This is a genomic window from Streptomyces sp. NPDC036815, assembly GCF_055609205.1.
On the sequence record NZ_JBVJPW010000002.1, the window covers coordinates 341,869 to 367,646 of the forward strand.

At 72.8% G+C, this 25,778-nt stretch carries 22 protein-coding genes; 14 read left to right on the forward strand and 8 right to left on the reverse strand.

Annotation, left to right across the window (positions count from 1 at the left end; all coding sequences use genetic code 11):
• Positions 1–117 precede the first annotated feature (117 nt).
• The gene (locus ACZ69I_RS07755) at positions 118–1,056 is read right to left on the reverse strand and encodes a DUF3027 domain-containing protein (RefSeq protein ID WP_467672701.1); all 939 of its coding nucleotides are present in this window, start codon (positions 1,054–1,056) and stop codon (positions 118–120) included.
• A 678-nt stretch (positions 1,057–1,734) separates the two neighbouring features.
• Here ACZ69I_RS07755 and ACZ69I_RS07760 point away from each other — a divergent pair.
• From ACZ69I_RS07760 to ACZ69I_RS07775, 4 genes are all read left to right on the forward strand, one after another.
• Positions 1,735–3,186, forward strand: a complete 1,452-nt coding sequence (locus ACZ69I_RS07760) for an MFS transporter (protein ID WP_470831067.1) — start codon at positions 1,735–1,737, stop codon at positions 3,184–3,186.
• Positions 3,187–3,321: 135 nt separating this feature from the next.
• Positions 3,322–3,831: a DUF2771 domain-containing protein gene (locus ACZ69I_RS07765; protein ID WP_470830933.1), complete on the forward strand. Its 510-nt coding sequence runs from the start codon at positions 3,322–3,324 to the stop codon at positions 3,829–3,831.
• The gene (locus ACZ69I_RS07770) at positions 3,801–4,520 is read left to right on the forward strand and encodes a futalosine hydrolase (protein WP_470830934.1); all 720 of its coding nucleotides are present in this window, start codon (positions 3,801–3,803) and stop codon (positions 4,518–4,520) included. Before ACZ69I_RS07765 ends, ACZ69I_RS07770 begins: the two co-directional genes overlap by 31 nt.
• Positions 4,501–5,433 carry a 1,4-dihydroxy-6-naphthoate synthase gene (locus ACZ69I_RS07775; RefSeq protein ID WP_470830935.1) on the forward strand — a complete coding sequence of 311 codons (933 nt, stop codon included), beginning with the start codon at positions 4,501–4,503 and terminating at the stop codon, positions 5,431–5,433. Before ACZ69I_RS07770 ends, ACZ69I_RS07775 begins: the two co-directional genes overlap by 20 nt.
• Positions 5,434–5,509: 76 nt before the next feature.
• Here the strand turns inward: ACZ69I_RS07775 and ACZ69I_RS07780 are convergent, their stop codons facing one another.
• Entirely contained in the window at positions 5,510–5,893 is a 384-nt protein-coding gene (locus ACZ69I_RS07780) for a cold-shock protein (protein ID WP_076685560.1), read from the reverse strand.
• 183 nt (positions 5,894–6,076) lie between these two features.
• On the opposite strand from ACZ69I_RS07780, the gene ACZ69I_RS07785 reads away from it, so the two are divergent.
• A complete protein-coding gene (locus tag ACZ69I_RS07785) occupies positions 6,077–6,328 on the forward strand; it encodes a hypothetical protein (RefSeq protein ID WP_389714219.1) in 252 nt (83 codons plus the stop codon).
• Here the strand turns inward: ACZ69I_RS07785 and ACZ69I_RS07790 are convergent.
• Positions 6,321–6,950 carry an HAD family hydrolase gene (locus ACZ69I_RS07790; protein ID WP_467672710.1) on the reverse strand — a complete coding sequence of 210 codons (630 nt, stop codon included), beginning with the start codon at positions 6,948–6,950 and terminating at the stop codon, positions 6,321–6,323. The genes ACZ69I_RS07785 and ACZ69I_RS07790 overlap by 8 nt on opposite strands.
• Positions 6,951–7,081: 131 nt before the next feature.
• Between ACZ69I_RS07790 and ACZ69I_RS07795 the strand changes: the two genes are divergently transcribed.
• From ACZ69I_RS07795 to ACZ69I_RS07810, 4 genes are read left to right on the forward strand one after another with little or no spacing between them, the layout of a single operon-like run.
• Positions 7,082–8,080, forward strand: a complete 999-nt coding sequence (locus ACZ69I_RS07795) for a FecCD family ABC transporter permease (protein ID WP_470830936.1) — start codon at positions 7,082–7,084, stop codon at positions 8,078–8,080.
• Complete coding sequence (locus tag ACZ69I_RS07800) at positions 8,077–9,144, forward strand: FecCD family ABC transporter permease (protein WP_470830937.1); 1,068 nt, start codon at positions 8,077–8,079, stop codon at positions 9,142–9,144. The genes ACZ69I_RS07795 and ACZ69I_RS07800 overlap by 4 nt, the downstream gene beginning before the upstream one ends.
• Positions 9,141–9,974, forward strand: a complete 834-nt coding sequence (locus tag ACZ69I_RS07805; RefSeq protein ID WP_470830938.1) for an ABC transporter ATP-binding protein — start codon at positions 9,141–9,143, stop codon at positions 9,972–9,974. The genes ACZ69I_RS07800 and ACZ69I_RS07805 overlap by 4 nt, the downstream gene beginning before the upstream one ends.
• Before the next feature lie 22 nt (positions 9,975–9,996).
• On the forward strand, positions 9,997–10,977 hold the full coding sequence (locus ACZ69I_RS07810) for an ABC transporter substrate-binding protein (protein WP_470830939.1): 981 nt from the start codon (positions 9,997–9,999) through the stop codon (positions 10,975–10,977).
• A 50-nt stretch (positions 10,978–11,027) separates the two neighbouring features.
• Here the strand turns inward: ACZ69I_RS07810 and ACZ69I_RS07815 are convergent, their stop codons facing one another.
• A complete protein-coding gene (locus ACZ69I_RS07815; RefSeq protein WP_470830940.1) occupies positions 11,028–12,215 on the reverse strand; it encodes a hypothetical protein in 1,188 nt (395 codons plus the stop codon).
• A gap of 269 nt (positions 12,216–12,484) precedes the next feature.
• On the opposite strand from ACZ69I_RS07815, the gene ACZ69I_RS07820 reads away from it, so the two are divergent.
• From ACZ69I_RS07820 to ACZ69I_RS07830, 3 genes are all read left to right on the forward strand, one after another.
• Positions 12,485–12,673 (forward strand): hypothetical protein, encoded by a 189-nt coding sequence (locus ACZ69I_RS07820; RefSeq protein ID WP_470830941.1) that lies wholly within the window; start codon positions 12,485–12,487, stop codon positions 12,671–12,673.
• Between the two features lie 112 nt (positions 12,674–12,785).
• Positions 12,786–14,012, forward strand: coding sequence for a glycosyltransferase 87 family protein (locus ACZ69I_RS07825; protein ID WP_470831068.1), 1,227 nt, complete (start codon positions 12,786–12,788; stop codon positions 14,010–14,012).
• Positions 13,900–14,325 (forward strand): hypothetical protein, encoded by a 426-nt coding sequence (locus tag ACZ69I_RS07830; RefSeq protein ID WP_470830942.1) that lies wholly within the window; start codon positions 13,900–13,902, stop codon positions 14,323–14,325. The genes ACZ69I_RS07825 and ACZ69I_RS07830 overlap by 113 nt, the downstream gene beginning before the upstream one ends.
• A gap of 16 nt (positions 14,326–14,341) precedes the next feature.
• On the opposite strand, the gene ACZ69I_RS07835 is transcribed toward ACZ69I_RS07830, so the two are convergent.
• The 3 genes from ACZ69I_RS07835 to ACZ69I_RS07845 are packed head-to-tail and all read right to left on the reverse strand — an operon-like array spanning position 14,342 to position 20,250.
• Positions 14,342–15,982, reverse strand: coding sequence for a DNA repair helicase XPB (locus ACZ69I_RS07835; protein WP_467672728.1), 1,641 nt, complete (start codon positions 15,980–15,982; stop codon positions 14,342–14,344).
• A gap of 52 nt (positions 15,983–16,034) precedes the next feature.
• A complete protein-coding gene (locus tag ACZ69I_RS07840; RefSeq protein WP_470830943.1) occupies positions 16,035–18,431 on the reverse strand; it encodes a tetratricopeptide repeat protein in 2,397 nt (798 codons plus the stop codon).
• A gap of 1 nt (position 18,432) precedes the next feature.
• Positions 18,433–20,250, reverse strand: coding sequence for a hypothetical protein (locus tag ACZ69I_RS07845; RefSeq protein WP_470830944.1), 1,818 nt, complete (start codon positions 20,248–20,250; stop codon positions 18,433–18,435).
• A 73-nt stretch (positions 20,251–20,323) separates the two neighbouring features.
• Between ACZ69I_RS07845 and ACZ69I_RS07850 the strand changes: the two genes are divergently transcribed.
• Both ACZ69I_RS07850 and ACZ69I_RS07855 read left to right on the forward strand, forming a co-directional pair.
• Positions 20,324–22,882 (forward strand): helicase-associated domain-containing protein, encoded by a 2,559-nt coding sequence (locus tag ACZ69I_RS07850; RefSeq protein ID WP_470830945.1) that lies wholly within the window; start codon positions 20,324–20,326, stop codon positions 22,880–22,882.
• A gap of 261 nt (positions 22,883–23,143) precedes the next feature.
• On the forward strand, positions 23,144–25,162 hold the full coding sequence (locus ACZ69I_RS07855) for a HelD family protein (RefSeq protein WP_470831069.1): 2,019 nt from the start codon (positions 23,144–23,146) through the stop codon (positions 25,160–25,162).
• Here the strand turns inward: ACZ69I_RS07855 and ACZ69I_RS07860 are convergent.
• Entirely contained in the window at positions 25,159–25,758 is a 600-nt protein-coding gene (locus ACZ69I_RS07860) for a DUF2165 domain-containing protein (protein WP_467672738.1), read from the reverse strand. The genes ACZ69I_RS07855 and ACZ69I_RS07860 overlap by 4 nt on opposite strands.
• Between the last annotated feature and the right edge of the window lie 20 nt (positions 25,759–25,778).

Here is a 25,778-nt window from a genome sequence, read left to right on the forward strand (position 1 = left end):
AGGGCCCCGGCCGGGCGCAGCCCGGACCTACCGCGTGCCGCGGGCGCGGGGCGCCGGGTACCGGACGCCGCTCACGGGACGCCGGGCGCGCGAGGCACCCCGCCCCGCCGCCGGAACCTACGAGTGGCCGAGGTCCTCGCTCGGGCCCTCCACGCTCACCGAGCCCGAATCCGCCGCGGGCCGCAGCGGAAGCACGTCCACGCGCGTCTCGTCCAGGACGGGCGGCGCGGGCCGCGGCGGCTTCGGCATGACCGCGGCCTCCGAGTGCCCACCGCACCCGTACGACAGGGAGACCACCTGCCCGTCCGCGGGCCCGAACTCATTGGCGCAGACACCGAACGCCTGCCCGAGCGAGCCGCCGATCCGTACGAGGAAGCCACAGCTGACACACGCCGCGGGCGCCGCCTGCGCCATCGCGGTCTTCGCGCCGTGCGCCTCGTCCCAGCGGTCGGCGGCGACGTGCAGGCCGTACCGCGAAAGGACCCGCGCGCGCCGCATGCCCAGTTCGTCGGCGACCGCCGCGATCGAGCCGCGGGCCGGCGCGGCCGGCAGTTCGGCGGGCGGTACCGGGGTGACCTCGGCGTCCTCCGCCTCGACGAGCTCGGCCATCTCCTGGGACACGACGGAATTCGGCGGCGGCTCCTCCTCGCCCGAGTAGCCGGGCTCGAGGCGCAGATCCTCGGCGTCGGTCGGCAGCAGGTCGCCCGGGCCCATGTCGCCGGGGCGGAGCCGCTCGCTCCACGGCACCCACTCGGGGGCGAGGAGGGCGTCGGGGCCCGGCAGCAGCACGGTCTCGTCGAGCGTGACGACCTTCGCCCGCGAGGCGCGGGCGACCGTCACCGCCCAGCGCCAGCCGCGGTAGCCGAACTCCTTGCACTCGAAGAGGTGGGTGACGACCCGGTCGCCCTCCACCAGAACCTCGACGTGCTCACCGACCACACCGGGCGCGGCGGTCTCCTCCGCCGCGGCGCGTGCCAGGCCGACCGCCTCGGCGCACAGGCGGTCGGGGGTACGCGGGGTGCGCGGGGTACGGCTTCGCGTTGTCGCTGCGCTCACAAGTATCGCTTCTCTCCTACGCCGTCTCACGAGTGCGCCACCCTTACGCGGGGGTACGGACGGAGCGGACCAGAGGGCCGCGTCAACGTCCGCGCCCGACGTTCCGGGGCGCGCCTACGTCACCCATTCTGCGGGATGACCGAGAGGCGCGCGGCCAAGAACAACCGCCGCAGGCGCGCTACGCACGCTACCTTCTCCTGGCCCCTGGGCCTACACCGACGTACGCGGCGCCGCCCCGAGCCGTCCCCCGCGCCCACATTTCCACCCCCTGCGCGCCCCCTCCGCCCCCATGCCGCGCCGCCCCTCCCCGGCACTTCCCTCCCCGACACGCCGCCCCGCGCCCCGCCCGCCCCCGGCGACTCCGCCCCCAGCACGCCCTCCCCCCGCGCCCCCGCTCCGCGGTGTTTCCCCCACCCACCCGCCCTTTCCCCGGCAACCGGACGGGTGGCCAGAAATCGCGCCGCCGGGGGGGCGAGCAGGTCGGGTGGGAGGCACCCCGGCACTCGGACCGTCGGAAAACATCCCCAGGAAGAGCACGCCCCCGACCCCACGCGGGCCATGCGGCGCCCGGCAAACGGGCAGGCCCCCACTCCAACCCCACGGCGCGGGGCAAACGGGTGGGTGGGTGGGATACCCGCCGCGGAGCGGCGGAGAAAGCCCGCACGGCTCACAGCCAGTATTCGCACTAGCCGCCCCCCAAGAGGGCACTATGACGGAGTGGCCCCCACCAGGTCGATATCCGCAGGAACCGTCTCGCCGGGCCCGGCGAGACGGACCGCGCGTGCGTTGGGCCGCGCCCTGCACCTCCCGTTCACCGGCACCGCCCGCGGCATCCGCAAGGCCACCCACGCCCACGGAGCGGGCGAGTCGGGGCTCGGCAAACTCATCGAGCTGCACGCGGTGAACGGCGCGGGCGACGTGATGATCACGGTCGCCCTCGCGTCCACCGTGTTCTTCTCGGTGCCGACGGACGAGGCCCGCGGCCGCGTCGCGCTCTACCTCGCCATCACGATGGCCCCGTTCACGCTCCTCGCCCCGGTCATCGGCCCGCTCCTGGACCGCCTCCCGCACGGCCGCAGGGCCGCGATGGCGGGGGCGATGCTGGCGCGCGCCCTGCTCGCCCTCGTGCTGTCGGGCGCGGTCGTGACGGGCAGCGTGGAGCTCTATCCGGCCGCGCTGGGCGTCCTCGTCGCGTCCAAGGCGTACGGCGTGGTCAGAAGCGCCGTCGTACCGCGTCTCCTGCCGCTCGGGTTCTCCCTCGTCAAGGCGAACTCGCGGGTCACTCTCGGCGGCCTCCTCGCCACGGCCGTCGCGGCCCCCGCGGGGGCCGGACTACAGGCGCTCGGCGCGCGCTGGCCGCTCTACGGCGCCTTCGTGATCTTCGTCTCGGGCATGTTCCTGTCCTTCTCGCTGCCGCGGAAGGTCGACTCGTCGAAGGGCGAGAGCAAGGCGCTGCTCGCGGCCGACGAGGAGCACCTGCACCTGCACGCCCGCGCTCGGGCCGCGGACGACACCACCCGCAAGAAGCGCATGGGGCTGCGCACGGTCGGCCCGGCCGTGACCCACGCCCTCGGGGCGAACGCGGCGCTGCGCTGCCTCTCCGGCTTCCTCATCTTCTTCCTCGCGTTCCTGCTGCGCGAGCACCCGCTCGCGGGGCAGAGCGCGGCGGTCTCGCTCGGCATAGTGGGCGTCTCGGCGGGCGCGGGCAACGCGCTGGGCACGGCGGTCGGGGCCTGGCTGAAGTCGCGGGCGCCGGAGCTCATCATCGTGACGGTCGTCGCCGTGGTCCTTGGCGTGGCGGTCATGGCCACGCTGTTCTTCGGGGCGGTGGGGGTGGCCTGTCTCGGCGCGTGTGCGGGCTTCGCGCAGGCGCTGTCGAAGCTGTCCCTGGACGCGCTCCTGCAGCGGGACGTCCCCGAGCAGGTCCGCACGTCCGCGTTCGCCCGTTCCGAGACGCTGCTCCAGGTGGCCTGGGTGATCGGCGGCGGTGTCGGCATCGCCCTGCCGCTGGTGGGGACGCTCGGCATGTCGGTGGCGGCCGGGATCGTCGCGGTGGGCTGGCTCTCCACGGTCCGCGGGCTCCTCGCCTCGTCCCGGCGCGGCGGCTCGCGGCGCACCCGGGTGGTGTGAGGCGGGTACCGGCGGGTGTGGGACGGGTGCGGCACGCCTGTGCCCCGCCTGACGGCCCGCCCGCGACCCGCCGCAACGGCACGCCCGTGACCCCCGCGTAACGGCACCCCCCGGCGCGCCCGATAGCCTTCGCCCATGACCTCCCTGCTCCGCGGCGGAGCCGCGAATGTGTACCGCGCGGCACGCCGCCGCCGCACCGTGGCCGCGCTTGGCGCCGTCTCCGCCGGACTCCTCGTCCTCTCCGCCTGTGACAAGCCGACGCCGCTTGCCACCGTGACCGTCGGCAGCGACTCGGTGAACAGCGAAGCCTCCTGCTACAACGACGGCAAGGAGCTGGAGCAGTCGCAGCTGAAGTCCTGCCTGCAGGACAAGGACGTGAAGTCCATCAAGGTCGATCCCGACGAGAAGGTCCGCTTCGGCGTCGACCCGGAGATGGCCGACAAGGGCTGGACCCTGCTGATGAACGGTCAGCCGCTGACCGAGGCCAGCAAGAAGACGTACGTCGTCATCCCGGGCAGCGTCTTCTTCAACCAGCAGTACGGCGGTGGCGGCAACAAGTCGACCGTCAGCCTCCTCGAGGGCGGCAAGGGCTCCACGTCGAAGGCCACGGGTCTGTGGTCGTTCAAGTTCGAGAAGGACTCCTGACCCCGCGCGTCCTCGTGGCCACCGCGGTCCCCGCCGAACGGGACGCGGTGGCCGGGGCGCTGGCCGGGGCCGGCTCCGGCCCCGGCGCCCTCGACGCGGACGTCCTGGCCGTCGGCGTGGGTCCGGCCGCCGCCGCGGCGGGCACGGCGACCGCACTCGCCCGTGCCGCCGCCGACCGCCCCTACGGCCTGGTCGTCTCGGCCGGCATCGGCGGCGGCTTCCCGCCCCACACCCCCGTCGGCTCGCTCGTCGTCGCCGACGAGATCACCGTCGCCGACCTGGGCGCCGAGACCCCCGGGGGCTTCGCGCCCGTCACCGAGCTGGGTTTCGGCGCCGTCACCCACCGTCCGCCGCGTTCCCTCGTACGGGAAGCGGCAGACGCCTGCGGTGCCGCGACCGGCACCGTCCTCACCGTCTCCACCGTGACCGGCTCGGCCGAGCGCGCCGCCGAGCTGCGGCGGCGCCACCCGCGCGCCCTGGCCGAGGCGATGGAGGGTTTCGGGGTCGCCGAGGCGGCCGCCCTGCACGGGCTGCCCGTCCTGGAGATCCGCGCGGTCTCCAATCCCGTCGGCCCGCGCGACCGCGCCGCCTGGCGGATCGGCGAGGCGCTGACCGCACTGAGCGACGCGTTCGGGAAGTGCGCGCCCGTCCTGAGGAGTTGGAACACACATGGCATCCCACGAGACTGAGTCCCCGGCGGCCCCCCTCGACCGCCCCCTGCGCATCGCGTACTCGCCGTGCCCCAACGACACCTTCGTCTTCGACGCCTGGGCGCACGGCCGGGTGCCGGGCGCGCCCGCGCTCGACGTCACGTTCGCGGACATCGACATCACGAACGGCATCGCGGAACGCGCCGCGGCCCGGCACTCCTCGGCGCCCCCGGCCCCGCCCGCCACGGACCTGGACCTCGACGTCCTGAAGGTGTCCTACGCGGTGCTCCCGTACGTCCTGGACGAGTACGCGCTGCTGCCCTGCGGCGGCGCCCTCGGCCGGGGCTGCGGCCCGCTGGTGCTGACCCGGGAGCCGGGCGTCGACCTCACCGGGAAGACCGTCGCGGTGCCCAGCGAGAAGTCGACGGCGTACCTGCTCTTCCGGCTGTGGGCCGCGGACACGCTGTCCGACGGGGGCGTCGGCGAGATCGTGGTGCTGCCCTTCGACCAGATCATGCCCGCGGTGCGCGACGGCAAGGTCGACGCGGGCCTGGTGATCCACGAGGCCCGCTTCACGTACCGGAACTACGGCCTGCACCGCCTCGCCGACATGGGCGAGCACTGGGAGGCCACGACCGGGCTGCCGATCCCGCTCGGCGCGATCATCGCGAAGCGGTCACTCGGCACGCGGGTGCTGCGCTCCCTCGCGGACGTCACGCGCGCCTCGGTCCGCATGGCGTGGGACGACCCGGAGGCCTCCCGCCCGTACGTCCTGGAGCACGCCCAGGAGATGGACCCGGCGGTGGCGGACCAGCACATCGGTCTGTACGTCAACGAGTTCACGGCCGACCTCGGCGAGGACGGGTACGCGGCGGTCCGCGGTCTGCTGACCCGTGCCGCGGCCGAGGGACTCGTACCGCCCCTCGGCCCGGACGCCCTGTCGTTCCCGTAGGCGCCCCGTCGTTCCCGTAGGCGCCCCGTCGTTCCCCCAGCGGAATTCGAGCGGCTCTCCTCCGGGATGGGACCCGCTATACGTCGAGTTGGTCCGCGACCGCCCGCAGCAGCCCCGCGATCTTCGCTCCGGACGCCTTGTCGGGGTAGCGGCCCTTCTCCAGCATGGGCGTGATGTTTTCGAGCAGTGTCGTCAAGTCCTGGACGATCGACGCCAGTTCGTCGGGCTTGCGGCGCTGCGCGGCCGCCACCGACGGGGTCGGGTCGAGAATCGCCACCGAAAGGGCCTGGTCGCCGCGTTGTCCCGCGACCACGCCGAATTCCACGCGCTGGCCGGGCTTGAGTGTGTCGACGCCGGCGGGCAGTACTGAGGAGTGCACGAAGACGTCGCCGCCGTCGTCGCGGGAGAGAAAGCCGAAGCCCTTCTCGCTGTTGAACCACTTGACCTTGCCGGTAGGCACGTGAAGTCCTCGTCCTCGTACTCGTCTATGCCGTCTCCGCCCGTCCGGTGCGACGGGTCGAAAACGGCTCTGGATAGCACTACAGCGGGTCGCCCGACCCGCCGGCACCAAGACTATTGGTCCGGGGCCCGGTGACAAGACGTCCCCGGATTCTTCCTTCGCGCTGGGAACTACCCTGGTCGGGTGCGTGACAAAACCCAAGCGAATTCCGCCGGACCGGGCGATGGAATGGTCCGGACCGGAGCAATCGTCTTCTTCGTCGGAGCCGTGGCCACACTGGTCACGGTGGCCCCGCTCTTCCTGGGCACCGATCCCTTTCCGTCCATCGCCTACGCGGTGTGCATGCTGATGGGCGTCGGCTTCCTCATCGCCGCCGCCGGCGTGCTCCGCGGCATCGCCTTCCAGCGGCGCCGGGCCAGGTCGGGCACTAGCTAGCGGCGCCCCGCGCGACGTACCCGTCGAGCCAGGCGGGGAACTCCGCGAGCCCGCCGAGCACGACGTCCGCGCCCGCCGCGCGCAGTTCCGCTGCGTCGCACGGTCCGGTCGCCACCGCGACGGACAGCGCGCCCGCCGTACGCGCGCCGCGTACATCGCCGGTGTGGTCCCCGACGTACACCGCCGCGCCGTACTCGCGCAGCGCCTCGGCCTTCGCCTCCGCCCACAGCCAGCCGATGACGGCGTCGGCCTCGATGCCGAGGTGCGACAGGTGGAGCTTCGCGTTGGGCTCGTGCTTGGCGGTCACCACGATCGCGCGGCCGCCGTGCGCGCGGACCGCGGCGACGGCCTCGCGGGCACCGGCCATCGCGAGCGTCGGCTCGATGGCGTGTGTGGTGTAGATCTCACGGTAGAGGTCGCCCGTCTCCTGGATCTTCTCCTCCGGAAACCAGTTCCGCAGTTCATCCTCCAGCGGCGGGCCGAGCCGCGTGACCGCCAGGTCGGCGTCCACGTACGTCCCCGTCTCCGCGGAAAGCGCCTGATAGGCGGCCTTGATACCGGGCCGGGAGTCGATCAGGGTCATGTCGAGGTCGAAGCCGACGGTCAGCGCGTGTGAGCTCATGGGCCCATTCTGCCGAGGGCGGGTGCCCGGCCCGCACCTAGACTTAGCCTCGCCTTACCGAGCCACGTCATGCTCCACGAGTGCCTGCCCTCCCCGTGAAACGAGCTCTCGCCGTGAAACGAGCTCAGTCGATGCGTGTGCCCGTCCGGCGCGCGGCCGTGCTGACGGCGGCCGTCGTGGCCCTGCTGCTCGCCGTCCTGCTCAGCCTCGCCGTCGGCGCCCGCGCCCTCGCGCCTTCCGCCGTCCTCGACGCCCTGCTGCACGGCGGGCACGGCGACGCCGCCGAGGTGGTCCGCGAGATGCGGGTGCCGCGCACCGTGCTCGGCATCCTGGTCGGCGCCGCGCTCGCGCTGGCCGGCACCGTCCTGCAGGGCATGACCCGCAACCCGATCGCCGATCCCGGCATCCTCGGCATCAGCCAGGGCGCCTCCGTGGGCGTCGTCCTCGCCATCGCCTTCGCCGGGGTGCACACCCTGACCGGATACGTGTGGTGGGCGTTCACCGGCGCCGGACTCGCCGCCGTCGCCGTCCACGCCATCGCCGGCGGCGGCCGGGGCGGCGCGACCCCGGTGAAACTCGCGCTCGGCGGCGCGGCGGTCAACGCGCTCCTCGTCTCCGTGACGACCGCCGTCCTCACCACCCGGGCCGCCGCGCTCGACGAGTTCCGCTTCTGGCAGGTCGGCTCGCTCTCCGGCCGCGACGCCGCGATCGTCGGCCGGATCTGGCCGTTCCTCCTCGTCGGCGCGGTGCTCGTCGCCGCCGTCGCGCGCGGTCTGGACGCGCTCGCGCTCGGCGAGGACGTGGCGAAGGGGCTCGGCCAGAACGTCGCGACGGTACGGGTCGTCGGCGGCGTCGCCGCGACCGTCCTCACCGGAGCGGGCGTCGCCGCCGCCGGGCCCATCGCCTTCATCGGCCTGGCCGTTCCGCACATCGCCCGCGCGCTCGTCGGCGCCGACCACCGCTGGGTGCTGCCCCTTGCGGCGCTCCTCGGCCCGGTGATGCTGCTGGTCTCCGACACGGTCGGCCGGATCGTCTTCCCGCCCGGCGAAGTGCCCGCGGGCGTGCTGACCGCGCTCATCGGCGTGCCCTTCCTCGTGGCCCTCGTACGCCGGAAGGCGGTAGCCGCATGACCACGGCGTCGCCCGGCGTCCGCCCCGCCGGATACGCGGTGTTCCGCGTGCGCCGGGCCGCCTTCCTCGTGCACCGGCGGGCCGCCGCGGTGGCCGCCGCGCTCGCCCTGCTGCTCGCCGCGGGCTGCCTGGCCCACCTCTGCGTCGGCGAGTCCTTCGTGCCGCCCCACGAGGCCCTCAAGGTCGTCCTCGGGCAGCCCTCCCCCGACGAGCTGGTCGTCGGCACGCTGCGCGAACCCCGCCTGGTCGTGGGCCTGTTGACCGGCGCCGCGTTCGGCGTGGCCGGCGCGCTCATCCAGACCGTCGCCCGCAACCCCCTCGCCAGCCCCGACGTCATCGGCATCAGCCAGGGCGCGAGCGCCCTCACCGTCGGCGCGATGACCTACGGGGTCACCTCGTACACCGTCCTGCCCTACCTGTCCGTGCTCGGCGGCATCGCCGCCGCCGCCCTCGTCCACGTCTTCGCGTGGCGCGGCGGCCTGCACGCCACCCGCTTCGTCCTCATCGGCATCGGCTTCGCCGTCGCCCTGCGCTCGGTGACGACGCTCTTCATGACCAAGGGCGACTACCTCGTCGCCCAGCAGGCGCAGATCTGGATGACGGGCTCCCTCAACGGCCGCGGCTGGGCCGAGGCGAACCCGCTCGGCCTGACCCTCCTCGTCCTGCTCCCCTGCGTCCTGTGGGCGGCCCGCGCCCAGCGCGCGGTCACCCTGGACGACGCCACGGCGACGGCCCTCGGCACCCGCCTGGGACACGTACGCCTCGGCCTCGTCCTGCTCGGCGTCGTCCTCGCCTCGGTGGCCACCGGCGCCGCGGGCCCCGTCGACTTCGTGGCGCTCCTCGCCCCGCAGACCGCCCGCAGACTGACCCGCACCGCGCAGATCCCGCTCCTGTGCTCGGCGCTGCTCGGCGCGCTGATCGTGGTCCTCGCCGACCTGGCGGCCCGCCGCCTCCTCGCGCCCACCGAACTCCCGGTCGGCGTCCTGACGGCGGCGATCGGCGCCCCGTACCTGATCCGGCTCATCGTCAGCAGCCGTTCCGTCCGCAATGGAGGCACCTCGTGACCGCCGCCCGTCTCTCGGCCCGCGGGCTGACCCTCGCCTACGAGGACCACACCGTCGTCGACGGGCTCCACCTGACGGTCCCCGACGGCCGGGTCACCGTGATCGTCGGCCCCAACGCCTGCGGCAAGTCCACGACGCTGCGCGCCCTCGGCCGCCTCCTCAAGCCGCGGCGCGGCGCGGTCCTCCTCGACGGCGCGGCCCTGTCCGATCTCCCCACCAGGAAGATCGCCCAGCAGATCGGGCTGCTCCCGCAGACGCCCGTCGCCCCCGAGGCGATCACCGTCGCCGACCTCGTGGCCCGCGGCCGCCAGCCCCACCAGCGCTGGTGGCAGCAGTGGTCCGACGAGGACGAGAGGACGGTGACGGAGGCGATGGACCGCACCGACGTGACCGCTCTCGCCGAACGCCCCGTCGACGAGCTCTCCGGCGGCCAGCGCCAGCGCGTGTGGATCGCGATGGCCATCGCCCAGGACACGGACATCCTCCTCCTGGACGAGCCCACGACCTACCTGGACATCGCCCACCAGGTCGAAGTCCTCGACCTGGTACGACAGTTGGCCGCGACCACCCGCGACGGCGGCCGGGGCCGCACGGTCGTCCTCGTCCTGCACGACCTCAACCAGGCCGCGCGGTACGCCGATCACCTCGTCGCCATGAAGGGCGGCGCGGTCGTCGCCGAGGGAGCCCCCTCGCACGTCGTCACCGAGGACCTCGTACGCGAGGTGTTCGGCCTGGAGTGCGTCGTCGTACCCGACCCCGTGACCGGCTCCCCCCTGGTCGTCCCCGGGGCGCCCTGGACCGCGCCCGCCCGCACCACCACCCCCGCATGAGGCCCTCGTGAAAGGCGTCCCCGTGACCCGCTTCCGCTCTCCGCTGCACGGCCGCGCGCTCGCCGCCGGCGCCCTCGCCCTCACCGGCGCCCTGACCCTCGCCGCCTGCGGCTCGTCGGACTCCGACGGCTCCGGCACGTCCGGCAGGACCCGCACGGTCGGGACGGCCATGGGCGACGTGAAGGTGCCTGTGGCCCCGGAGCGTGTCGTCGTCCTCGACACCGCCGAACTGGACTCGGCGATCACGCTCGGCGTGCGGCCGGTCGGCGCCACGCACGTCGAGTCCTCCTCGGGCTTCCCGAGTTACCTGCCCAAGGACGACGTCGACGGCATCAAGGACGTCGGCGAGATGATGAACCCCAACATGGAGGCGATCGCCGCGCTGAAGCCGGACCTGATCCTCACCTCGAAGATCCGCCACGCCGCCAAGTACGACCAGCTCGAACGGATCGCGCCGACCGTCATGACGGAGTCGACCGGCTACCCCTGGAAGGAGAACTTCCAGGTGCACGCCGATGCGCTGGGCAAGCGGGCCGCGGCGGCGAGGACCGTCGCCGCCTACCGGTCCCACGCCAAGCAGGTCACCGAGGCCATCGGCGGCCGTGCGAAGGCCGGACGGACCGAGGTCAACGTGCTGCGCTTCATCGAGGGCGCCGACATCCGCCTCTACGGCGACCGGAGTTACATCGCCACCATCCTCAAGGACGTCGGCCTCGGCCGCGCGCCGATCTCCGCGAAGGCGAAGGACGGCTTCTCCTACGACCTGTCCCCCGAGAAGATCGACCTCGCGGACGCGGACGTCATCTTCCGCTCCACGTACGGCGATCCGAAGAAGGCCAAGGAGACCCGGACCGTGGGCAGCGGCCTGTGGAAGAACATGAAGGCGGTGAAGTCGGGCAACGTCCACACCGTCGACGACGAGCTGTGGATCCAGGGCATCGGCTACACCGCGGCGGACAAGATCCTCGACGAGCTGCGGGCGGATCTGACGAAGCGGATCTGACGAAGAAGAAGTAGCCGCCGCCCCAGCCGGGGGCGCAACTCCCCTTTTGTTCACGGCCTTTGCCGCTGCGACCTCCACAGCAGGAAGAGCGCGGAGGCGACGGCCGCGCCGCGCACCACCCACGGCCAGGTGTCGGCCATGGCGTCGCTCATGTGGCCGTCCCTGATCGGCGCGCCCCAGCGCCCCTCGCTGCGGCCCCACAGCCAGCCGATCCCGGCGGCCACCGCGAGCGCGGGGAGCCCCAGCGCGGCGAACTTCGCCTCGGCGCGGGAGAGCCTGCGGGAGGCGTAGGCGATGAGCCAGCCGACGCCGAGGGCGAGGAGGTTGCCGAGGATCGCGCCGACGGTGAGGAGGGCGGCGGCGAGCAGGAGCAGCGGGTTGCTGAACGTGGCGCCCGTGCCCGCGGCGACCGCCCGTCCCCGGGGCAGCCGCCACCGCCGTCGTCCGCTCCCCGCCGCCTCCTCTTCCTCCTCGTACTCCTCTTCCTCCTCCTCGTACTCCTCCCCGTACTCGTCCTCCTCCTCGTCCGCGTCTGCGCGGTTGCCCTTGGTCCTGGTCTTGTCCAGCGACGGCGGGGGCTTGAGCAGTTCGGGGATCTCCACGCCGCCGACGAAGCCGGGGACGCTGTCCGCGGCGCCGAACGGGCTGCTGTCCACCCGCCACCAGTCGGGTTCGGAGCCGCTGGGACCCAGTTCGTCGGAGCCCGCGAGGTGCGGCGGCGAGGGAGCGCTCGCGTCGAACTCCGTCGGGTCGGGGGGCGCAGGGCTGGTGCGGCGGGGGCGGGGGAGAGGTCGGGGCCGGGGGACGATGCGCCGCATCCGTCCGGGGGCGCCGCCTCCACCGTCCCTGCCCTTGGCCTTGCTCTGCCGGGGGGTGCCGCCTCCGCGCTCGACGCGCTCCCCCGGTTCCTCCCGGCTCTCCGCGGGTTCGCGGCGGGCCCGGGGCTTTCCCGTCCGCTGGACCGGCACCGAGGGGCGGGGTGCGCGCGGCTTCGCCGGTACGTCGCCGGGGGCGCCGGTCGCCGCGTCGACGACCTCTTCCGGGGTGCCGAGGCGGTCGAGGATGCGGCGGACGCCCGCGGGGCTGTCGCCGACGGCCCCGGCCCGGCCGCGGTCGATCGTGTTCCGCAGCTCGGCGACCAGTCTCATCCGCTCTCCGGACGGCAACTGCCGCTGCTGGGCCAGGTCTCCGACCCGGCTCAGGTAGTCGTAGACCAGCTGGTCGCTCTCGATCCCCACGAAGTCCCCTCCGGGGCGGCTGCGTTGACGCGCCGCCGTTGTGCACAGCGCACTCGACGGTACCGCCTCCGGGCGGAAGGGTGGGCGGGTCCCGGGCCATGGGTCCTGGGTCCCTGGTCCTGGGTCCCGGGTCCTGGGCACGGCCGCTCCCTAGGGGGCGGCCTCCCTCTCAAGGCGTACGGGGTCCACCGCAGGGTGCACCGCAGGCCGAGGGCGGGGTTGCACCACAGGCCGATGTGCGGGGGCCGCCGGGAAACGACCATGGAGACATGAGCACAGCAACCTTCACCTCAGCGTCCGCAGCGTCGTCCACCGGCTCCGCCGCCGCGCCCCACGGCGCCGCGCACCCGCACCGCAAGGGCGGCGCCCTGCGCGCCGCCAAGGCCTTCGTGAGCGCGGCGTTCGGTGTCGTCGTGCTCGGCGAGTACGCGGAGGAAGCGGGCGTGCGGCGCCGCTGACCGGCCCCGGCGACCCGCCGCGGAGACACCCGCCGCCGGACCCGCCGTCCACTAGGGTCACGCCGTGAAACCACGGACTGTGACGCTCCTGTCACCCGCAGCATCCGGCGCGCTGCTCGCGGTCTCCCTCACCGCGCTGGCCACCCTGTGCGCCGTCCAGCACATCCCGATGGCCGACACGCTGGTCTACCGGGCCGAGGGCGCAGCCGTCGCCGACGGCACCGATCTGTACGGGTTCACGGTCACCCGGTGGCAACTCCCCGCCACCTACCCGCCGTTCGCCGCGATCCTCTTCGTACCGACGACCTGGCTCCCCCTGGGAGCGCTGAAGGCCCTCTTCCTCACGGGCAACACCGTCCTCCTCGCGGTGCTGATCCGCCTCTCCTGCCGACTGGCGGGCCTCCCCGCCCGCACCGCGCCCCTGTGCGCCGCCACGGCCCTGGCCCTCTGGCTCGAACCCGTCTTCCAGACCGTCCTGTTCGGCCAGATCAACCTCGCGCTCGCCTGCCTGGTCCTGTGGGACCTGACCCGGCCGCCCGGCGCCGTCGGCAAGGGCTTCGCGCTCGGCGTCGCGGCGGGGATCAAGCTGACCCCGGCCGTCTTCATCGCGTACCTCTTCCTGCGCGGCCGCACCCGCGAGGCGGTCACCGCGCTCGCCTCGCTCACCGGCACGGTGCTGCTCGGCGCCCTGGTGCTGCCCGCCGCCAGCGTGGAGTTCTTCACGCGGCGCCTCTTCGAGACGGGCCGCGTGGGCAAGGCGTGGATCGTCGACAACCAGTCGCTCCAGGGCCTGGTCGCCCGCCTCCTGCACGAGGCGGAGCCGGGCGCCGCCTGGGCCGTACCGGCGGTTCTGACGGCGGTCTTCGGGCTCCGGCTGGCCCGCCGTGCCCCGAGCGAGGCCGGGGGGCTGCTCCTGACCGCGTTCACGGCCGTGCTGATCTCGCCGATCAGCTGGTCCCACCACTGGGTGTGGTGCGTGCCGCTGCTCGCCGTGCTGGTCGCCGGGGGCAGGCCGCGCCTCGCCGTCGCGGTGGCCGTGCTCTTCACGGCCCGCACGTTCTGGCTGCTCCCGCACCACGGCGACCTGGACCTGCGTCTGCCGTGGTGGCAGCAGCCGTTGGCGTCGCCGTACGCGCTGCTCGCGCTGGCGCTGCTGCCGATACTGAGTACGTACCTGAGTACGCGGACAGAGGCGCCGCTCCCGCGCGGGACGGTTGACTCACCCCATGACCACCGACCCGCCCACCGAGACGACGACGCCCGACACCGGGACGACGTCCCGCACCGAGCCGGAGGCCCGCACCGGACCGGAGTCGCGCGCCGACTGGGCCGCCCGTAACGCCGCCTACGCCGCCGCGCACCCGGTCCCGCGCCCCTCCCGCGTCGTCGCGCCGGCCCTGGCGACCCCGGCCGTCCTGCTGCTCCTCGTCATCGGCTGGTGGGTCGTCGCGCTCGACGCGGAGCTCGGCGACGCGGCGTCGTCGGAGCACCGGGACCTGGTGGCCCGCTACGTCCTCGCGGCCTTCGGGGGCCTCGGCTTCCTGACGGCGGGCTGGCTCACGCCGCGCGACTCGCGCGCGGCGTGGCTGCGGACGGCGTTCGCGCTGACCTCGCTCGTGGCGGTCCCCGCGGCGATGCTCGCGGGCGGCTGAGCGACGCCGCCGTGCGCTATCCGGCGAGCAGCTCGTCCGCGTCCACGATCCGGTACGCGTACCCCTGCTCGGCGAGGAACCGCTGGCGGTGGGCGGCGAAGTCCTGGTCGATGGTGTCGCGGGCGACGACGGAGTAGAAGCGCGCCTCGTGCCCGTCGGCCTTGGGCCGCAGGACCCGCCCGAGCCGCTGCGCCTCCTCCTGCCGCGACCCGAACGTGCCGGACACCTGGATGGCGACGGTCGCCTCGGGCAGGTCGATGGAGAAGTTCGCGACCTTCGACACGACGAGGACGGAGATCTCGCCCTGCCGGAACGCGTCGAAGAGCTTCTCGCGCTGCGCGTTCGTGGTCTCGCCCTTGATGACGGGCGCGTCCAGGTGTTCGCCGAGCTCGTCGAGCTGGTCGATGTACTGCCCGATGACGAGGGTCTGCTCCCCCGCGTGCTTCTTCACCAGCGCCTCGGTGACCTTCCGCTTGGTGGCGGTGGTCGCGCAGAACCGGTACTTCTCCTCGGCCTCCGCGGTGGCGTACGCGAGCCGCTCGCTGTCGGTCAGGTTGACCCGGACCTCCACGCAGTCGGCGGGCGCGATGTAGCCCTGCGCCTCGATCTCCTTCCACGGGGCGTCGAACCGCTTGGGCCCGATGAGCGAGAAGACGTCGGACTCGCGCCCGTCCTCCCGTACGAGGGTCGCGGTGAGCCCGAGGCGGCGGCGCGCCTGGAGGTCGGCGGTGAACTTGAAGACGGGCGCGGGCAGCAGGTGCACCTCGTCGTAGATGACGAGCCCCCAGTCGCGCGAGTCGAAGAGCTCCAGATGCGGATAGATGCCCTTCCGCTTCGTCGTGAGCACCTGGTACGTGGCGATGGTGACCGGCCGGATCTCCTTGCGGGTCCCGCTGTACTCACCGATCTCGTCCTCGGTGAGCGAGGTCCGCTTGACCAGCTCGTGCTTCCACTGGCGGGCGGAGACGGTGTTGGTGACGAGGATCAGCGTGGTCGCCTTGGCCTGCGCCATGGCCCCGGCGCCGACCAGGGTCTTCCCGGCCCCGCAGGGCAGCACGACGACACCGCTCCCGCCGTGCCAGAACCCCTCGACGGCCTGCTGCTGGTAGGGCCGCAGCGACCAGCCGCTCTCGTCGAGGTCGATCGTGTGCGCCTCGCCGTCGACGTACCCGGCGAGGTCCTCGGCGGGCCAGCCCAGCTTGAGCAGCGTCTGCTTGATCTGCCCGCGCTCGGAGGGGTGCACGGCGACGGTGTCCGGGTCGAGCCGGGCGCCGACGAGCGGCTGCACCTTCTTCGACCGCAGGATCTCCTCCAGGACGGGCCGGTCGGTGGTGGTGAGGACGAGCCCGTGGGTGGGGTGCTTGGAGAGCGTGAGGCGTCCGTACCGCGCCATCGTCTCGGCGACGTCGACGAGCAGGGCGTGCGGTACGGGGTACCGGGAGAACTCCACGAGCGCGTCCACGACCTGCTCCGCGTCGTGCCCCGCGGCCCGCGCGTTCCACAGCCCCAGCGGGGTGACGCGGTAGGTGTGGATGTGCTCGGGCGCCCGCTCCAGCTCGGCGAAGGGCGCGATGGCCCGGCGACAGGCGTCGGCCCGCTCGTGGTCGACCTCGAGCAGGAGGGTCTTGTCCGACTGGACGATGAGGGGACCGTTCACGCGAGCGCCTTTCGGTTAGGCCAAACGTCCAGTGTGCCGCATGCCCGGGTGATCACACCCGGCTCACTACGACCCGCATACCGCTTCCGACCCTCCTTCGTACCTGATCGAGGGCGTCCAGCGTGTCCACCGCCCTCTCCGCGTCGCCGGTCCGGTGGTACAGATCGGCGGCGAGCTCCAGGTTCTCCAGGGCCTCGGTATTGCAGCCCTGCCGGAGCAGCGCGTACGCGCTGCTCCTCAGCTCGTCGGCAAGGCCGTGATCGTCTCTGCCCTCGAGGAACGCTTCCAGGGCGAGGGTGTGCAGCCGTACAGCCTTGTTCCACTTGCCCTGCATCTGGCGTGCGAGGGCCATATTGCCCAGGACCGTCGCCTCACCGCGGCGGTCTCCCAGCTGCCGGAAGAGGTTCAGTGCTTCCTGGTGCGCGGTAAGGGCTGCGTCGACGTCTCCGGCGGCGATCAACGTTCCGGAGAAGTTGGCCAGCTCGACTGCCCTCTCATGAGGTGCGATCAGGCCGTCATCCATGTCAAGCACGCGCTTGTGCAGCTCCACGGCCTGTTCTGCCTTCCCGGCGTTGCGCGTCGCCGTGGCGATGCTCCCCAGAGTCTGGGCGTAACCGCGCAGGTCACCGTGTTTGCGGAAGATCTTCGCGGCCTCGCGGAGGACACGGGTCGCCTCCTTCCGGCGGCCCAGCTCAGTCAGCGTCTCGCCAGTGTTGCTCAGAGCGCGCGCCACCCCCACCCGGTCACGGGCACGCTCAAACAGCTGCGCCGACTCGGCGTGGGCCGCCACGGCCTGTTCGAATTTGCGCTGCTCGTGGAGCGAGAGCCCGAGGTTGTTCAGCGCACTGGCCAGAGCCTGGCGCTTCTTCAGCTTCCGGCAGATCTTGATGGCCTTGTGGTGCGCCCGAACGGACCTGCGCAACTTACGCATGTCCCGGAGCACCACACCGAGAGCGCTCAACAGAGACGCCTCGTGAAAGAGGTCCTTGCACCGTCGGCTCGACCGAATGCCTGCGGACAACACCCACCCGGCGTCCTCCAGGTAGCGCATCTCCATCAGGTATTGGGAAACGGGCACTGCTAGGGCGACGCACAGCCGGTCGTCGTCGGCATGGTGAGTCCAGAGAGCAGCCGCCACGAGAGAACGTCGCTCGGACTCCAGCCACTGCAGTGCCTCTACTCGAGTCGTGAAGGCCGCATCCGCCGCCGGAAGAGCCCCTGCAGGGTTGAAGAGCCTGTCGCACGCTGAGGTCGTCATCTTGTGGAAGTAGGCAAGCAGACGCATGAGGGCCTTTCCCCATGCGTCGGTGCCCGACATGAGTCGCTCGCGGGCGTAGAGGCGGACCAGAGCATGCTGCTGCCAGCGGCCGTACGGGTCCCGTGGCTCGACCAGGTGCCGGCGGGCCAGGCCCAGCAGCAGCTGTTCCGTCTCCTTGACGCTCTCCCCGTACAACTCGGCCGCAGCCTTTGCCGAGAAGTCGGCCCCGGGATGCAGGGACATCAACCGGAAGAGCTTGGCCTGGCCCTTGGTGAGCCTCCGGTAGGACAGTTCGAACGCCGCGGTCACGGCACGTTCCTCCCGGCTCAGCACATCGAGCCGGGAGTGCTCGTCCTCCAGGTCCCTGCGGAGGTGGGACAGCGGCCGAGTCGGCAAGTCCGCCAGCAGGGACGCCACAATGCGCAGGGCCAGTGGCAGACCGCCGCACAGCGCGACGAGGCGGTCGGCCTCGTCCGCCTCGACCACCACTCGCGATTCCTCGGGCAGAGCCAATCGAAGGACGTCGCCCAGCAGTTCCTGTCCCTCGTCGGCGGGCAGTTCCCGCAAGGTCATCGCCAGGGCGTCCAACTCCGTGAGGGAGTGCCGCGAAGAGATGAGGGTGGCCGTGCTCGCGTCGCTCGGCAGCAGATGGCGGATCTTGGGGGTGGCCGGTACGTCGTCCAAAACGACCAGGACTCGCCGTCCGGCAGCGGCGAGCGCGCCAAGCGCTGACCGGTAGACGATCGCGCGGTCCTCCATCCCGGAAGGGATGTGTTCCGGAGGGATGCCGAGCGCCCGCAGGAAGGTGCCGAGTGCTTGCTTCGGCGACACTTTGCGCGTCGCGTCATAGCTGTGCAGATCGGCGAAGAGGACGCCCCCAGGGAACCAGTCATCTTTCCGCAGCGCTCGGTGCGCGGCTTGGAGCACGAGTTCGGTCTTGCCCATCCCAGCGAGCCCGGTCACCACCACGGTGCCACCCGTCTCACCCCTCTCACCCCTCTCACCCGGCGCCAGGGCTGTGCAGATGCGCTCCAGCTCGGCACTCCGTCCGGCGAAGGTCTCGGATCGCCGGGGCAGTCCGGCGAGCGCGGGGTCCGGTCGAGCCGGGAGCGTCAGGTTGACGGTCTCTCCCTGCACTACGAGGCCGAAGAAGACTCCTCCGCTGATGTGGTTCTCGGCAGTGCCGGTCATGTCATTCCCGGTTCTGCTGGTGCCGGACGACAGCCCTGCTGAAGGCAAGGACCTCAGCTGTGGTGAACATGCTCCTGTTTTCCTCTGTGACCACGTACCCGACCTCACGCCAGGCGTGGACGAAGGCAGGGTCGATACCTATCTCGGCCGCGCGTTCTGCCATGTTCAGCAGCATGGTGTCGAAGTACTCCTTGCTGAGACGAGTGGGCTCGTCCGCGTCGGGGTCGAAGAAGAGCGGGTCGCCCGGCCCCGGCTCGCGCCCGAACTTCTCCCGGAAGGCGTTCAGTTGGCCTTCCAAGCCTTCCTTCAGCTCACTTCCATACCGAGTGCCGGAGGAGAATCGCACCACAGAGCTGCCGTCCGCGTTCCAAATGCGTTCGACGGGATGGTCCTGCCGGCGAGGCGACTGCTGCGTCCCGTCGGCCCCCTTGCGGGACTTCTTCAACACCGCCTCGCGTACAGCCTCACGCCGCTCGACCCATTCCGCGTCCGACTCGTCCTGAACTCCCTGCGCGGCCTCGTCGGCATCCGGGCCTTCGCGATCGGCGGAACTGCCGCGGGCCGTACTGCTCGAGCGCATCCTGGCGTGCATGCCCGCCCAGTCCAGCAGATCCGGGGTCACCTCCCCGGCCAGAGTGGACACCTTGGAGACTCCCCGCTCGAAGGCCAGACGCGGCAGGGCGAGACCAGGGCAGCTGGTCCACAGCAGGGCATCCGCGGGGATCGGTTCGGTGAAGGAGGGGGTAGCGAACAGACGCCCGAGCGCCTCGGCCACAGTCATCCCCAGCTCGGGGGCGAGAAGAAGGGTGTCAAGCACCGGTATAAGCGTTGATGCCTCGTCCAGGGCCAGCGCCCACACTGAGGCGTGTCCCCCCGAGTCCTCCAGCAGCTCGCCCGGCTTCGCCATCAGCGCCACGTACAACGCCGGGAGCAACAGCCGCGACTCCTTCTTCACCGGCAGCCCGGCCTCGTGGAACCGGCGCAGCCCGTCTCGGAGAATCGCCTGAGGCGTGTCTTCGCCCGCCAAGTCCTCGTCAGCGGCTTTCCAGAACCGTTTGACCCGTTCCCTCGCGTCCACCGGCGGCTCGGGGAGCCGCCGATCCAGAGAGGGGCCATGGATCGCACGGCAGCCGTCGAGAGCCGCTTCGGGCAGCAACCGACGGGGCAGACGGCGCTGGTCGAGCCCGGCCGCTTCCAATCGTCCGACGAGCGACAGCATCAGTGCGGTGTCGTCCACCGGGAGCTCGAGCTCCTCGCTGGCCGAGACCGCCTCGCAAATGAAGCGCTGAATGCCGTTTCCGTGCACAGTGCCGTGCAGTAGGCGCAGCCAGGCATCACGCGCATTGGCGAACTGGAACTCGTCGTGGAAGGTCCTGGGAAAGACCGTCCCCAAGAACAGTGCGTCCAACGGGTCGATGTCGGCGTACCAATGCGGGGCTGCCCCCTCCTGCTGAGCATGCCACAGCGCCATCAAACCGGCTGCGTAGGCAGCGGCGAGGCTGGGCTTCCCTGGAGAGTTCGAGCGCAACAGTCTCGCGATTGCGGCTTCGCCGATCGCTCGGGGATCACCACTGTCCACGACTTCGACCGAAGGGGCTTCTGCCGCCGCCTTCCGCTCCCGCTTCTTCCTCGATGCTTTGCCCACATCGCCCTCCCGGCCCAAGAATGCCGCATCGTGCAGAGGGCGTCCGGCACTCAGGTAAACAGGCGAGGTCCGGCCGACAGTCGAGGAGAGAACTGTCCACGCAAGCACCTTCCACACGCCACGAACGTGCGGTATGCCGCATTCGTGCGCCTGGCCCACGGTGACGCCGTCCACCAGCCCACGCGCAAGACTCGGCCACGAAGGTGACACCACCGGCAATCCCGCCCGACCCGCTACCGTGAACCGGATGAGCACCGACGAGTCGCAGCCCACGGACAGCGCCGACGCGAGCGGACACGTGCCCTCGCGTGCCGGGGACGTGCCGCGGTCGCTCGCGGAGGCGTTGCGGTCGCGGGCGGACGGGGCGCTGGCCGGGCTGCTCCGGGCGCGGCCGGATCTGCTCAGCCCCGTGCCCACGGATCTGACCCAGCTCGCCACCCGCGCGGGCACCCGCGCCTCCGTCGTGCGGGCCCTGGAGCGGCTCGACCGGTTCGCCCAGCAGGTCGCGGAGGCGCTGGCCGTGGCGGCGGAGCCCGCCTCGTACGACGATGTGCGCGCGCTGCTCGCGGGGGACGACGGGGACGCCGCCGTCGAGGAGGCGCTGCCCCGCGCCCTCGCCACCCTGCACGAGCAGGCCCTGGTATGGGGGCCCGACGACCGGCTCCGGCTCGTGCGTACCGCCCGGGAGCTGCTCGCCCCCACCCCGCAGCACCCGTCCCCGACCGGCCTCGGTCCGACCGTCGCCGAGGCCACGGCCGGGATGTCGCCGACCCGCGTGCAGGACATCGTCGCGGCGGCCGGGCTGCCGACGACCCACGATCCCGTGTCGGCGGTGCGGTCCCTGACGGCCCTCTTCACCGACCGCACCCGTATGTCGGCGCTGCTCGACGAGGCGCCCGCGGAGTCCGTGGAGGTGCTGTCCCGGCTGGTGTGGGGGCCGCCGTACGGGCAGGTCACCGCCGATCCCGCCCGGCACCTGCGCTGGCTCCTCGACCGGGGGCTGCTCCTGCCCACCGCGCCCGGCACGGTCGTACTGCCCCGCGAGGCCGCCCTGCACCTGCGGGCGGGCCGCGCCCACCGCACGACCGAGCCGACGCCGCCGCCCGTCGAGGCGGCCCGCGAGCACCGTCCACAGGTTGTGGACGCGACCGCCGCGGGCCAGGCCTACACCGCGCTCGCCACCGTCGAGGAGCTCCTGAAGGACTGGGACGAGGGCGGCCCCGCCGTGCTGCGCGCGGGCGGCCTCAGCGTGCGCGACCTGAAGCGGACCGCGGTGGCGCTCGACACGTCCGAGCCGATGGCCGCCTTCTGGGTCGAACTGGCCTACGCGGCGGGCCTGCTCGCCTCCGACGGCGAGGCCGACGAACGGTACGCGGCCACCCCCGCCTACGACGAGTGGCAGGAGCTGCCCGCCCCCGAGCGCTGGTCGGCCCTGGCCACGGCCTGGCTCGCCGCCACCCGCACGGCGGGCCTGGTCGGCGGCCGGGACGGCAAGGACCGCACGCTCTCCGCACTCGGCCCGCACCTGGACCGCTCGGCGGCCCCCGAGGTCCGCCTGCGCGTCCTCTCCCTCCTGGGCACGCTCCCCGAGGGCTCCGCCCCCGTCCCGGAGTCCCTCCTGGCCCGGCTCGGCTGGGAGCGCCCGGCTGCGGGGCGCCCGCGTCCCGCCCCCGCCAAGGACGGCGCCGCGAACCCCTCCGACTCCCCGACCCCGCAGGACCTGCGCTCCCGTATCGCCCGATGGACCCTGAGCGAGGCCGAGTTGCTGGGCGTCACGGGGCGGGGCGCGCTGTCGGCGCACGGCCGGGCGCTGCTGCCGGCGCCCACGGAGAACGCGGAAGGCGACGCCGACGGCCCCGCCGGACGCGCCGTCGCCGCCGCCCGCGCCGCCCGGCTCCTCGCCCCGCTCCTCCCCGAGCCCCTCGACCACGTCCTCCTGCAGGCCGACCTCACCGCCGTGGCCCCCGGCCCGCTGGAGCGGCCGCTCGCCGACGCCCTCGCCGTCCTCGCCGACGTCGAGTCGAAGGGCGGCGCCACCGTCTACCGCTTCACGCCCGGCTCCGTGCGCCGCGCGCTCGACGCCGGGCAGTCGGCGTCCGACCTGCACGCCTTCCTGGCCGCCCACTCCCGTACGCCGGTTCCGCAGCCCCTGGCCTATCTGATCGACGACGTGGCGCGGAAACACGGCCACCTGCGGATCGGCGCCGCCTCCGCGTACGTGCGCTGCGACGACGAGGCCCTGCTCAACGAGATCATGGCCGACAAGCGCGCCCAGAGCCTGCGCCTGCGCCGTCTCGCGCCCACCGTCCTCGCCGCCCAGGCGGACCCCGGCGCGCTGCTCGACGGGCTGCGCGCCATGGGGTTCGCGCCGGCCGCGGAGAGCGCGGAGGGCGACGTCCTCATCACCCGCGCCCACGCGCACCGCACGCCGCCCCGCTCGGCCCCCGAGCCGGTCCCGGACGGGCCGCCGCTGCCCGGGCCCACGCTCATCGACGCAGCGGTACGGGCGATCCGCGCGGGTGACCTGGCGTCGACGGCGCCCCGCAAGGAGGCGCCGGCGGCGGCGGACGGCAGGCTGCCCCGCACCACGGCCGCGGAGACCCTCGCGACGATGCAGGCCGCGGTGATGACGGGGGAGGCGGTGTGGATCGGGTACGTGAACGCGGAGGGCTCGGCCAGTCAGCGGGTGATCGCCCCGGTGCGGGTGGAGGGGGGCTTCGTCACGGCGTACGACCACACGGCGGATGAGGTCCGTACGTATCCCCTGCATCGCGTCACCGGGGTGGCGGAACTCGCCGACGAGTGAGCGGGTGCGGGCCCGCGGTGGCCGGGCGCGCAGTTCCCCGCGCCCCTCGAAGGCCCGCCGAAAACTCGTTGGCCTCACCACAGTTCCCCGTCCTAGGATGCCCCCTTCCCGCCTCCCCCGCGGAGCGCCACCGACCGGACGGAAACCGGCCGGTACAGACGACACCGCTGAACGGCCGGAGGCACTCCCGTGGACCCGCTCGACCCGCTCGAATCCCTCGCCCCTCTCGACCCCCTCGACCCCCTCGACTCCGAAGGGCCCCTGGCCAGAGAGCGCGCGCACCTCGCCGCGTCACGGGCCGCCCTGCGTGCCATGCGCGAGGACGCCGAGGCCCTGGACATCCGGGACGTCACCGCGAACTGGGTGAACGCCGCCGTTCTGGAGCGGCAGCTCGACGAGCGCATCAAGTCGCTCGCCGACCTCGCCCACACCCCCCTCTTCTTCGGGCGGCTCGACTACCTGCACGCGCCCGGCGCCGAGCGGGCGGAGGGCGCCGAGGGCGAGCAGTTCTACATCGGGCGGCGGCACGTGCACGACGCCGACGGGGACCCGATGGTCATCGACTGGCGGGCGCCGGTCTCCCAGCCGTTCTACCGGGCCTCGAAGAAGGACCCGATGGACATCGCGCTGCGCCGCCGCTTCGGCTACACGGGCGGCGGCCTCACCGCGTACGAGGACGAGCACCTCAGTGACGCGACGGAGGCGGAGCGGACCAGCAAGCTCCTGCAGCAGGAGATCGAGCGGCCGCGCGTGGGGCCGATGCGGGACATCGTCGCCACCATCCAGCCGGAGCAGGACGAGATCGTCCGCAGCGGGCTGAGCGGGAGTGTGTGCGTGCAGGGCGGGCCGGGGACCGGCAAGACCGCCGTCGGCCTGCACCGGGTCGCCTACCTGCTGTACGCGCACCGCGAGCGGCTCGCCCGCACCGGCACGCTCGTCATCGGCCCGAACTCCTCCTTCCTGCACTACATCGAGCAGGTGCTGCCCGCGCTCGGCGAGCTGGAGGTCAAGCAGGCCACCGTCGACGACCTCGTCGCCCACGTGGAGGTGCGCGGCACGGACGACCCCGCGGCCGCCCTCGTCAAGGGTGACGCCCGCATGGCCGAGGTGCTGCGCAAGGCGGTGCGCTCGCACGTCACGCCGCCCACCGAGCCCCTCGTGGTCGTCCGCGGTTCGCGCAGGTGGCGCATTCCCGCGTACGAACTGGAGGAGATCGTCCAGGAGTTGCTCGCGCGGGACATCCGGTACGGCGCCGCCCGGGACGCCCTGCCGCAGCGCATCGCCCACGCCGTGCTGGTCCGCATGGAGCAGTCGGGCGAGGCCCCGGACGACCGGGTGCAGGACGCCGTCGCCCGCAACGCGGCGGTCAAGGCGGCCGTGAAGGCGGTGTGGCCGCCCGTCGAGCCCGCGAAGCTCGTGCTGCGGCTGCTGTCCGACGCCGGTTTCCTCGCCGAGCACGCGGCGGGGATTCTGAGCGAGGAGGAGCAGCGGACCATCCTGTGGGCGAAGCCCGCGCGGAGCGTGAAGACGGCCAAGTGGTCGGCCGCGGACGCCGTGTTGATCGACGAGACGACCGATCTGGTCTCGCGCACGCACTCGCTGGGGCACGTCGTCCTCGACGAGGCGCAGGACCTCTCCCCCATGCAGTACCGCGCGGTGGGCCGGCGCTGCACGACCGGTTCGGCGACCGTGCTCGGCGATCTCGCGCAGGGCACCACCCCGTGGGCGACCCGGAGTTGGGCCGAGGCGCTCGGACATCTGGGCAAGGACGGTGCGGTCGTGGAGGAGCTGACGGCCGGTTTCCGCGTGCCGCGCGAGGTCATCGCGTACGCGTCCCGGCTGCTGCCGGACATCGCGCCGGGCCTCGCGGCGGTCGACTCGGTGCGCGAGTCGCCCGGTTCGCTCGCGGTGCGCCGCACGGACGATCTCGACGCGGGCTGCCTGGAGGCGTGCGCGCAGTCACTGCGGCAGGAGGGGTCGGTGGGCCTGATCGCGGCGGACGCCCGAATTCCGGCGCTCGCCGCGGCGCTGGGCGCGGCCGGTGTCACGTATCTCTCGCCCGGCGAGGAGACCACGCAGGAGACCCGGCTCACCCTGGTGCCCGCGTCCCTCGCCAAGGGCCTGGAGTACGACTACGTGGTGCTCGACGAGCCGGCCGCCGTCGTCGACGGCGAGCCCGACGAGCGGACGGGTCTGCGCCGGCTCTACGTGGCGCTGACCCGTGCCGTGTCGGGGCTGATCGTCGTGCACGCGGCCGAACTGCCCGCGCAGCTCCGCTAGCCGTCTTCTCCGGGGCCGTCCGCCGTGGTGGGGACCGGCGCCGCTCCGGCGGACGGCAGGTGTGTGACGACGAGGACGATGCCCGCGAGCGTCACGATGCGGATGGCGGCGTCCAGGCCGTTCCAGGCCTCCGACTGCCACATGGCGAACCACTCGCCGCCGATGCCGATGAAGCCGACCCCGAAGAGCAGGAGGATCATCAACAGGCCGATGGTTCCGGCCTGTTGGGCCCGGTACTGGATGCGGGGCCGCGGCAGGCCCTGGGGGCGGCGCAGGGCTCGGGCCCACAGGACCGTCGCCGCGCCGAGTATCAGGGCGGCCAGGGCCTCCCAGGCGATGATCCCGACGTAGGCCGCGTCCTGCAGGGCGGTGGAGTCCACCGCGCGCCATCTCAGTCCGTTGTCCTTGAACGTGGTGTCCATCGACAGGACGTGGCGTACGAACTGCTGGTTGGTGCCGAAGTCGGTGATGTTCCCGAACGCGACGAGCGCGATGTGGAGCGCGACCGTCCCGGTGAGCAGCATCGCTGCGACGGGCAGCGTCCCGGCTGCGAGGATGCGGTCCGCGGGACGCGGTTGATGTGCTGGTGTCGGCATGAGATCCCCTCCGTGTCGAC